Here is a 9,752-nt window from a genome sequence, read left to right as displayed (position 1 = left end):
CAGCAGGAAACCTGCGTCCAGACGGCGTCACGATCCTGCAGCGCGCTCGATCACGCGACAGATCTCCCCTTCCTCTCAAACAACTTGCCAATGCCCTTCTGCGCCACGGTTCGCATCACCGTCGCGTCTCGTTCAGCGGTGTCGGGATCGATGGTGATGAGGGCACATCGGGGTATGGCATTATTGACTAGCACCCGTGCCCCGTCGTCAACCTCCCCGAAGCTAAGAATGGCAGAGCACCAGTCATTATCCCGCTGGCTGCTCTCAACCACGATGTTCAGCCGAAAGCGGCGGGCGTCCAACGCCGTGCCATGTGCCTCATCTACGGCAGCCAAACTCGCAGTGGATGCGAGCGAGACGGGCATGGCGTCGAAGATGCCACTGCCTACCTGCATCAAGCCAACGGCCGCCTGAGCCTCGTTGGATAGCATCTCCGCAAGGATTAGGCTGTCCAGAGCTAACCGTTCGCCAGACGGGGTGGTGACCTCCACTGGTGAGTGACGCGGATCATCGGGCCTGTGGTAGAGCGGCCGATATAGCACGAGCCTCGAGAGGTCACGAGCGGACAGCCATGGGAACCGTGAGCGGTCTGCGGCGCGACAGAAGCTGTACTGACGGTCGCCATGAATGCCAGGCCAGCGAAGTTCCAACTCGGTGCGGCACTCTCCAGCCATGGACTTGGTCGGGAAGCGGATCAGGGCCGCGACCGCCCCCACCAATTCGCCCTCATTTGCCTCGCCGGTCATCGCTCTCCTCCGACCGGCTTTATGTCGCCCAGAGCCCGGAGACAGCAATCGGGAAAGGAATGACCGTTTTGGGTCGCCTGCCGCGGTGCCGCCTTGGCCGGGGTTAGCGCTGGGTGGGGCGGGAGATCGACATCAGGCACCCGGCTCCTGTCCCGCTGACGGCGGTTCTACGGACCGTCGTCCTAACCCTCAGCCCAAGCAACGGACGAGAAAACTGCCAACGAGGCTGGCCACGTCGTCGGGCCGCTCCAGCGCTGGCAGGTGCGCGACGCCCGCAATCTCGTGCCAAGACCCGTTCGGCACCGTTGTCGCAACGTGGCGCGAACGTGCCTGAATGTGCGGGAAGTCGAGATCGCCCTGGACGACGAGGGTCGGCACCACGACCGCACCGAGGCGCCCGTAGGCCGGTACCCGGTCGAGGTTCGTCCCCGTTGGTGGCGCGCGGAGCGCGATCCCGATCATGTCGAGAAACAGCTGACGCGCCGCGCCCCCGACCCGCCCCTCCGGCGCGAGTGGGCCGTCGAGCCAGAGACGGGCCTTCGCTGCCGCCGCGCGCTCGGGACCACCCGACACTCCGGCCGCCTGCGCCCAGGCCACTGTCTCCGCGATCTCTGGCGGGTGGTCCGGCAGGGGCGCGCCCTCGACGCTCGGCGCAATCAGCACCAAGCCGCAGACCCGCGCGGGATGCCGCAGCGCCGCATCGAGCGCGATCTTGCCGCCCATGGAGCAGCCGACGAGGACGGCGGGCGAGCCGTCCGTTACGGCGCCCAGCACCGCCATCAGGTCCGCCACCGCAGAGTGGTCCTCCCGCTCGGCCCGTGTCTCGCCGAAGCCGCGCCGGTCGTAGGCAACAGCTTGGTGCCCCCTGCCAACGCGTCCCATTGGCCGGTGCCACTCGCGACGGTCGCCGGCATTGCTGTGGAGGAAGATTACGGGCTGGCCTTCCCCAACTGCCTCGGCTGCGAGGGAGGCACGGCCAGAGGCGACATGACGAATCTCAGGCATGCCGCCATCCTAACCCGGCTTGTACGACGACGCACAAGCGGCGGGGAACAGCGCCGGAGAGGGTGGATAGCAGTCATTCCCTACGCCTCAGTTCTTCTCTTGCTGAGCCTCGATTTCGTCCAACACGACCTCTGGTGCGATGTCTCGCTGAACCTCCTGTAACTCAGGGTCAGCATGGGCCTGGATGTCCAGGCGCTTGGCAATTTCGACGACAAGTTGGGACAACTTGGTCAGCTCGTGCTCAGTTAGTAGGCTGATCTGGAGATCGAGATCGGGACGTTTGTCGGCTGCCGCCGCCATGCGGTTCTGACTGATGAGTACAAAGGTGGAGAGGAAGATGGCCTCGACCGAGGCTTCCATCGCCAGCACCACGAAGGACGTGTCGAATTTGGGTACACCCGGGATGAAGCCCAGATTGATCAGGATTCAGACGCCGTAAAAAGCGAGATGGATGTAGACGAAGGTCATGCTGCCGGTGAAGCGGGTAATAGCCTGGGCAATCCGCTCTTCGCGGCTCGCGGCCGCGGCTTCTTCACGGCGCCGTTCCTCCAGCGCCTGGGTATTGCGCAGGAGGCAAGTGCTCAGGCTACCCGGCTTGGGTGGCAACATCGTCAGCGTTGAATTTACCATGTCAGATCAATTCTCGTACCCGGCGGCGCGTAGATGCCATCAGAACGCGCGAGTGACTGGTTTGGGTCAGCTGCGGTAGCCTCCCTAGTGGGACCGAGAAGATGCCTACCCTGCCCCTTGCGCCTTCCGCACCTCGTCCAGCACCGCTACATGGGTCGCCAGTATTCGGCGCAGCGTGGGTTTCCCCTTGTCGCTTGCCTCGGCGATGCCCTCGTGCATCTCCTCGATCCCCGTTGTCATCTGCTCGGCCAAGCCGGATAGCCGCTCCTGTAGCTCCTCATCGTCGTCCCGAAGTTCGACCTTCCAATTCGCCACGACACGAGAGAGTTCAGCGGCCGCGCGGGCGGGTGGAACGCCCGCCTGCAAAAGCTTGATGAGGGGGGCCAGGTCGGCAGCAGGTGAGCGGGACATGCATGGACAGTTAGGTAGGCAGGCTGTTGGTGACTAGGCGACAGATGGGCTGCTTTGTGTCGCCTGCCGCGATAGGCCCCTGGCACCTGACCCTGCGCCTACCGCCCTCCTTCGACAGGTGCGCGGCCCAGAGTGCAAGTCTCGTCCCCACAGGCCAGCCGCAACCGATAAGCAAGTTCCCCGCCTTGCGGCGGGAACTCCAGCTCGGCTACGCGATCCTCGTGCCATCGCAGGAAGCGCAGCGGCGTGTCACCGACCGAGCGGAAGATTCGGCGGGCCCGCCGCGTGTTCGGGTCGGCAAAGACCGTGATGGTCTCGATCTGGCCGAAGGCCTCGTCCCGCTCCAGCGTGACCATCAGGCGCCCATCTGGGGAAAGGTGGGCAACGGGCGGTGCACGGACCGGCAACCAGGACGGCACGGGCGCGGGCGGATCAGGCAGCCCCGGCGCGAGCACGGCGAGGAGGGCAAGGGCGGCGAAACCGGCGGCCATCGGTGCGTCTCCGTCGGACGTGGAAGTACGCTCTACTCCTGCCAGGGACGTGCCCGCCACAGCCTCTGCAGGTCCGTGCGGAGCGCGCCGATGGACGCGTGGCCAGCGCCGGATGGGGCCTCTAGAGGACGAACCGGCCCAACTCGTTCGCAGGGAACGTGCGGAAGCGCTGGTAACTGCCCTGCACGGCGTTCGCCAGGGATGCAATCACCTCGATATCGCCCGCGTCGACCTTCAGGGAGTCCTCCTCGGTCAGCAGCACCCCTACCGTGATTGAGACGGCACTAATCGTGATGGGAACCGCGAGGACGTGACGCCCTGTCAGCCCGTTCGAGAGCACGACTTGATTGCCGGGTTGCACCGGAGCGGGATTGCCCCAGCTCGACCTTTATACGTCAGCATGACGTATAGCATAAGCGGAATGATTGGTGTTCGTGCGGAACATCCGCCGATGGACGCGCGCCGCGGGCCGAGCACCGGAGCCGCGCGATCACCCGATAGAGGTAGGCGCCCGGCGGAATGCCACGGTCGATAAGGTCCGCGATGGGGAGCCGCCCCGAATCACTTCCGCAGGCGTGCTTTCATTGCCAGTGCGAGTGTGTTGCACGGATCGGCGTTGCTGACGCGCGGAGCTTTGCGCCCGACTGCGAGTTGCCGCCTTCGAATTCCTTCCTCGGCTTCACCTAATTGGTGCTTCATCGTTACGGTGCAGGTTGTCGGCAACCCGCTCCTGCAGGGCGGAGATGTCGATCTGATGCACGCTGCCGCTCCTCGCTAGATCGAGCGCGTGCGCCGCCGCCATGCCCATGGCGATGCAGGGCCCCATCACCCGTACCGATGAGAGGGCGGCGTTGTCCGCGTCAATGCAGCGGCCGGCCGCCACCACGTTGTCGCCATCCTCCGGCACCAGGGCGCCGAAGGGGACGGTGTGCAGGTGGTCGGGGCCAAAGGGGTTCCACTTGTGCTCGGCGCCGGCATCGTGCAGTTCGATCGGCCAGGCCGTGCGAAGGATGGCGTCCGGGAAGCGCGTGCCCCGACAGACATCCTCCACTGTCAATTGTTGGCGGCCCTTTATCCAGCGCGTCTGGCGGATACCGGGAAATCCGTAGGCACGTACGCGGGCCCGGCCGAAGGCCTCGGGAAACTGCTCGCGCAGGAAGCGTACGGCGCGATCCGCCTGGTCACGCCCTTCCAGTGTCACGGCCGACGCGGCGAAGGGCTCCAGCGGCGTCTCGATGTGAGTCATGTTCATCATGGCGATGCCGCTGCCGGGAATGACGAAGCTCAGTCCCTCCCGGCGAAGGAGGCCGTAGTCCCCGGCCCGCTCCCGCATCCGCGCCGGCAGCGCCTCGCGGGAGGGGATGTGCGCCTCGTCGATGTTCTCCAGCACCACCATCTGCGTGCCGAAGACCGGCCCGTCGGCGGGCTCGCGGCAGGCGAAGCCCGCCCCCCATGCGAGTGCCGCGTCGCCGGTCGCGTCCACGAAGCCCGCTGCCTCCGCGGTGACGTCGCCGTAGCGGGTGGAGAGGTGCAGGCGCGTCACGCGGCGGCCCTCCACCTCCACCTTGCGCAGCACGGCGCCGAGGAGGACGGTGATACCGGCCGCGCGCACCGTCTCCTCAATCCAACGGCCGAGGGCAACGTCGTTGTAGATGAGGATGTTGTTGACGAGGCCGGGGCGGTAGTAGGCGGTACCCTGCGGCACCATGTCGCGCACGATGCTCTCGGCGATGCCGTAGGTAAGCTGCCGGCCGTTCTCGCCGTTCGAGTACAGGCCGCAGATCGTGCCGACGATGGAGTTCACGGCTTGGCCGCCAAGCACCGGCAGCCCGTCCACCAGCAGTACGCGCCGCCCTATCCTAGCCGCCTCCACGGCCGCTGCGATGCCGGCGATGCCGGCACCCATCACGCAGAGATCCGCCTCGCGCGCCACGGGGAGGATGGCTTTCTCGCGGCGCACGATCCGCGTGGCCGTGGACACTTTCGGCACGATCGTCGCCGGCTGCTGCGCCATCCGTTTCCTCCTGGCCCAGACCGCCGGGCGTCGCCTTGCCTGAAGCGAAGGCTAAACCTTCGCCATCCACCGGCCAGTCCCCTTGGATGCAGATCGCCAATTTATGTTGACACGTCACCAAACATGTCCACCTTGTTGACCGACTTGAAAAGGCGTTCTGAAGCCTGAGGAGGAAACGAGAATGGACGACACCGATCGTCCCGCGCCACTGTCCCGCTTCGCGGGCGGGGTGGACTGCGACCTCCACCCGGCGGTGCCGGGCATGGACGTCCTGCTGCCCTACCTCGACGATTACTGGCGCGAGATGGTGGCTGTGCGCGCGCTCGACCGCCTGAACCTGAGCCTCACCAGCTACCCCAAGGGGGCCCCGATCACCTGTCGGCCCGACTGGCGACCAGCAGACGGAAGCTGGCCCGGCGCCTCGCTGGAAGCGATGCGGCGGCACGTCCTGGACTACTACCGACCTGGCCTCGGCATCCTGAACCCGCTTTATGGCGGCACCCTCATGCACAGCGAGGACATGGCGGCGGCCCTGTGCCGCGCGACGAACGACTGGATACGCGACGCCTGGCTGAACCGCGATCCGCGCTTGCGCGCCTCAATCGTCATCCCCGTCCACAACACCGCGCTCGCCGTGGAGGAGATCGAGCGCTGCGCGGAGGACCCGCGCTTTATCCAGGTCCTCATGCTCGTCTCAGGCGAGGTCACGCTCGGCCGCCGCCAACTCTGGCCGATTTACGCAGCCGCCGAGCGCCTGGGTTTGGCGGTCGGCGTTCATGCCGGCAGCGCCTATCGATCGGCGCCCACCTCGGTCGGCTGGCCCTCCTATTTTGTAGAGGACTACATCTCCCAGAGCGCCGCCTTCGAGCAGCAGCTTCAGAGCCTTATCGCTGAGGGCGTCTTCGCCAAGTTCCCCGGCCTGCGCATCGTGATGATCGAGTCCGGCCTCACCTGGCTCAGCGGCTATATCTGGCGCGCAGACAAGACCTGGAAGGGCGTGCGCGCAGAGGTGCCCTGGGTTACCCGCCTGCCCTCGGCCATCCTGCGCGACCATGTCCGTTTCACCGTACAGCCGGTGGACGACGCGGACGCAGCGAAGGGCATCGGGCGGCTGGTCGAGCACCTCGGCTCGGACGAGCTCTTCCTCTTCTCGACCGACTACCCGCACTGGCAGTACGAGGGCGACGACGCGCTGCCGCCGGACCTGCCCGAGGCGCTGCTGCGGAAGATCGTGCACGACAACCCGCTGGCGACCTACCCGCGCCTCCTCAAGCCCGCCACCGCAGCCGCGGAGATGCCCGCATGAGCGCCACCGCCCTGGGGACCTCCCGCCCCGTCGCGGCGAAGCGACAGGTCATCGACTGCGACATCCACCCGGCCATGACGTCCTGGACGGAGGTCCACCCCTATCTCGAGCCGCGTTGGATCGAGCACCTCAAGACCTATGGCAGCCATCTCCGCCACGCCTTCTCCGAGGCGCTGACGCATCCCCGCATGTCGCCCGACGCCGCCCGCGTGGACGCCTATCCCGAGGAGGGCGGCCCGCCTGGTTCCAGCCTTGACCTGATGCGGCGCCAGCACCTGGACCCCAACGGGATCGAGCACGGCATCCTCATCCCCCTGCGATGGAATCCTGGCAGCCAGCGCAACCTCGATTTCGGCGTGGCGCTGACCCGGGCCATGAACAGCTGGCAGGCCGAGCGTTGGGTGGGGCAGGAACCGCGGCTGAAGGGCTCGGTCCTCGTCGCGCAGGAGGATGCCGTCGGAGCGGTGGCCGAGATCGAGGCGAGGGCGGGCGACCCGAGCTTCGTGCAGATTCTCATCCTGCCCCGCACCGACGAGCCACTGGGCCGCCGGCGCTACTGGCCGATCTTCGAGGCGGCGGAGCGGCATGACCTTCCCATCGCCATCCATGTCGGCGGCACCAACGGCCATCCCTCCACGGGCGGCGGTTGGCCCTCCTACTACATGGAGGAGCACCACGCCGTCGCGGAATCGATGCAGGCCATCGTCGTCAGCCTCATCTTCGAGGGCGTGTTCGAGCGGTTCCCGCGGCTGCGCTTCGTCATCATGGAGGGGGGGCTCGGCTGGATCCCCTCCCTTTGCGCCCGAATGGACCGCAACTGGGAACGGATGCGAGGTGAGGTGCCGCATGTCCGGCGTCGCCCGTCCGAGTATCTGGGCGAGAGCATCTGGTTCACCACCCAGCCGATGGAAGAGCCTGAGCGCCCAGGACAGTTGCTGGAGCTTATGGACCGGATCGGGTGGGACCGGCTGCTCTTCTCCACGGACTACCCGCACTGGGACTTCGACGATCCGCGCTACGCCTTCCGCGCGCCGCTTACCAGGGCGCAAAAGGATCAGCTGCTCTTCGGCAACGCCCAGCACTTCTACGGCTTCCCCTGATGGCGCGCCACGTCGTCGCGACAGTGGATGAAATCCCGCCGGGCGCCCGCAAACGTGTCGAGGTCGAGGGGCGCGGGATCGCCGTCTTCAACATCGGGGGCGCGTACTTCGCCATAGCCGACCGCTGCCCGCACGAGGGTGCCTCGCTCTGCGATGGCCGCCTGACCGCACTGGTGGAGGCGAGCGAGCCCGGCCGCTACGTCCTCAGCCGCCGCGGCGAACTGGTCCGCTGTCCCTGGCACGGATGGGAGTTCGACATCCGCACCGGCCGATCCTGGTGCGATCCGAAGCGCTTGAAGGTGCGGAGCTACGAGACCTCTGTAGAGGTGGGTGGCGCGGAGGCAACCGAACTCCAAGCTGAGACCTTCCCCGTTTCGGTCGAGGCGCGGTTCGTCGTCGTCGAGGCTTGAGATGGAGGCGACGGTGACCAGGCAGGACGAGGAGTTGGGCTTCCTTGCAGAGACGCTGCTCGCGGTGCGCGTGATCACCCTCGCGAACCGGCTGACGCGGAACGCCTCCGCCTATTACCGGGAGAACCTGGACCTCGGCATGGTCGAGTGGCGCCTGCTCTTCGCGTTGGAGAAGCTGGGCACGTTGACCGTGGGGGCGCTGGCTAAGGCGGCCGAAACCGAGAAGGCCGCGGCCAGCCGCGCCATTCGCGGCCTTCAAGAGCGTGGTATGGTGACGGCTACCGGCCTTGGCGGCCAAGGTGGTGCGGTCGCCATCTCCATGACCGCCAACGGAACGCGCCTTGCGAAGGCGGCGGTGCAGATCTCTGGTGAACGCGACGCACGGCTGCTGGACGGGATCGGCCAGGGTGACCTCATCGTGTTCGACAAGGTGCTGCGCCAGCTGCTGCGGCAGGTGCCGGCGATGGCTGAGGTGCCTGCAATGATGTGACAAACTGCGAGCCATCTGCGGGCCACGAGGGCACGGGAAGGCAAAGGGGAGGGGAGAAAACGGTGTTGAAGAACGGTTCCAGTTGCGGGATCTCACGTCGCCTTCTGCTGTGGGCGGCTGCGCTGGCGTTGCCGGCCCGAGCACGCGCTCAAGGGGGATGGCCCACGGCCCCCATTCGCGTGATCACCCCCGCTAGCCCCGGGGGATCGACCGACGTGATGGCGCGGTTGGTCAGCGAGGGCCTGTCGCGGCACTTCGGCGTGCCCTTCCCAGTGGACACGCGCCCGGGTGCGGAGGGCAGCATCGCGGCGCAAGCCTTCGTGCAGGCGCCACCCGGCACGGCGTTGTTCTTCACCAATGCAGGCACGATCACGACCACGCCGGTCCTCATCCCCCGTTTGCCCTATGATACTCGGGCCGATCTGGTGACCATCGCGCCCGTGGCGACGGATTTTCTCGCCTATGCGGTGCGCCCCGACTTCCCCGCGGCCACGTTGTCCGAGGTCTTTGAGCGGATCCGCGCCCGGCCCGGCGACATTAGCTGGTGCTCGGCGCCGGGGGGCACGAACCTGCTCACCAACGCCTACCTCCGGAGCCACGGCCTGGATGCGGTCTTCGTCAATTATCGAACCACCGGGCCGGCGGCTCTGGACACGGCGGCGGGGCGCGTGGACCTGACAGTGCAGCCGCTCGTGACCCTCGCTCCACTCGTGCAGGAGGGTAGGCTGCGGTTGCTGGCGGTGACCACCTCCATCCGCTCCCCGGCTTGGCCGGACGTGCCCACCGTGAAGGAGGCGGGCGCGCCCGAACTGGAGGTGGAGGGCATACCGGGCCTCTTCGGCTGGAAGGGTATGCCCGAAGATCTCAGAACCCGGCTGACCGCGGCCGTGCAAGACGTGGTCCGCGCCCCCGAGACAATCGAGCGCATGCGGAGTCTCGGCCTCGTGCCGCGCATCACGACGGCTCAGGAACTGGAGCGCGATCTGCGGGAGATGGGCGGACGCCTCGCGGAAGTGGCCCAAAAATACGGCGTCCGGTCGGAGTAGTGATCTCCAGGCATTGGCAAGTTGATGGGGCGTGGCTGGTAGGAGCGAGCCGGGGCAGTCTGCCTGGATGACCTCAGACCCTTCTACCTACCCTGGGTACCGC

The 9,752-nt window shown here is 66.8% G+C and carries 13 protein-coding genes; 5 read left to right on the top strand and 8 right to left on the bottom strand.

The window, feature by feature from the left end; genetic code table 11:
• Positions 1–50 precede the first annotated feature (50 nt).
• The 8 genes from BO39_RS28300 to BO39_RS28270 form a co-directional block, all read right to left on the bottom strand.
• The gene (locus tag BO39_RS28300) at positions 51–746 is read right to left on the bottom strand and encodes an MOSC domain-containing protein (RefSeq protein ID WP_052402978.1); all 696 of its coding nucleotides are present in this window, start codon (positions 744–746) and stop codon (positions 51–53) included.
• A gap of 189 nt (positions 747–935) precedes the next feature.
• Complete coding sequence (locus tag BO39_RS28295) at positions 936–1,751, bottom strand: alpha/beta fold hydrolase (protein WP_043840067.1); 816 nt, start codon at positions 1,749–1,751, stop codon at positions 936–938.
• Positions 1,752–1,838: 87 nt separating this feature from the next.
• Complete coding sequence (locus BO39_RS34765) at positions 1,839–2,165, bottom strand: DUF1003 domain-containing protein (protein ID WP_281175642.1); 327 nt, start codon at positions 2,163–2,165, stop codon at positions 1,839–1,841.
• Positions 2,166–2,177: 12 nt separating this feature from the next.
• On the bottom strand, positions 2,178–2,381 hold the full coding sequence (locus tag BO39_RS34760; RefSeq protein WP_245615458.1) for a hypothetical protein: 204 nt from the start codon (positions 2,379–2,381) through the stop codon (positions 2,178–2,180).
• Positions 2,382–2,486: 105 nt separating this feature from the next.
• Positions 2,487–2,792 (bottom strand): hypothetical protein, encoded by a 306-nt coding sequence (locus BO39_RS28285; protein WP_156964088.1) that lies wholly within the window; start codon positions 2,790–2,792, stop codon positions 2,487–2,489.
• 98 nt (positions 2,793–2,890) lie between these two features.
• Complete coding sequence (locus BO39_RS28280; protein ID WP_043840064.1) at positions 2,891–3,283, bottom strand: hypothetical protein; 393 nt, start codon at positions 3,281–3,283, stop codon at positions 2,891–2,893.
• A 121-nt stretch (positions 3,284–3,404) separates the two neighbouring features.
• Entirely contained in the window at positions 3,405–3,545 is a 141-nt protein-coding gene (locus tag BO39_RS34115; RefSeq protein ID WP_211257603.1) for a hypothetical protein, read from the bottom strand.
• Positions 3,546–3,962: 417 nt separating this feature from the next.
• Positions 3,963–5,297, bottom strand: coding sequence for an FAD-dependent oxidoreductase (locus tag BO39_RS28270; RefSeq protein ID WP_043840062.1), 1,335 nt, complete (start codon positions 5,295–5,297; stop codon positions 3,963–3,965).
• Positions 5,298–5,478: 181 nt separating this feature from the next.
• On the opposite strand from BO39_RS28270, the gene BO39_RS28265 reads away from it, so the two are divergent.
• From BO39_RS28265 to BO39_RS28245, 5 genes are all read left to right on the top strand, one after another.
• Entirely contained in the window at positions 5,479–6,603 is a 1,125-nt protein-coding gene (locus tag BO39_RS28265; protein ID WP_052402977.1) for an amidohydrolase family protein, read from the top strand.
• Positions 6,600–7,703, top strand: a complete 1,104-nt coding sequence (locus BO39_RS28260; RefSeq protein WP_043840060.1) for an amidohydrolase family protein — start codon at positions 6,600–6,602, stop codon at positions 7,701–7,703. Before BO39_RS28265 ends, BO39_RS28260 begins: the two co-directional genes overlap by 4 nt.
• A complete protein-coding gene (locus BO39_RS28255) occupies positions 7,703–8,113 on the top strand; it encodes a Rieske (2Fe-2S) protein (RefSeq protein ID WP_043840058.1) in 411 nt (136 codons plus the stop codon). Before BO39_RS28260 ends, BO39_RS28255 begins: the two co-directional genes overlap by 1 nt.
• Position 8,114: 1 nt before the next feature.
• Positions 8,115–8,603, top strand: a complete 489-nt coding sequence (locus BO39_RS28250) for a MarR family winged helix-turn-helix transcriptional regulator (RefSeq protein WP_043840056.1) — start codon at positions 8,115–8,117, stop codon at positions 8,601–8,603.
• Between the two features lie 179 nt (positions 8,604–8,782).
• Positions 8,783–9,649: a Bug family tripartite tricarboxylate transporter substrate binding protein gene (locus BO39_RS28245; protein ID WP_156964086.1), complete on the top strand. Its 867-nt coding sequence runs from the start codon at positions 8,783–8,785 to the stop codon at positions 9,647–9,649.
• Positions 9,650–9,752: the final 103 nt, after the last annotated feature.

Origin of the sequence: Roseomonas aerilata DSM 19363 (assembly GCF_000711725.1) — a bacterium.
GTDB classification, from domain to species: Bacteria; Pseudomonadota; Alphaproteobacteria; order Acetobacterales; family Acetobacteraceae; genus Roseomonas; species Roseomonas aerilata.
The sequence above is the reverse complement of the archived record's forward strand: the minus strand, read 5'-3'. Positions and strand labels throughout refer to the sequence as shown.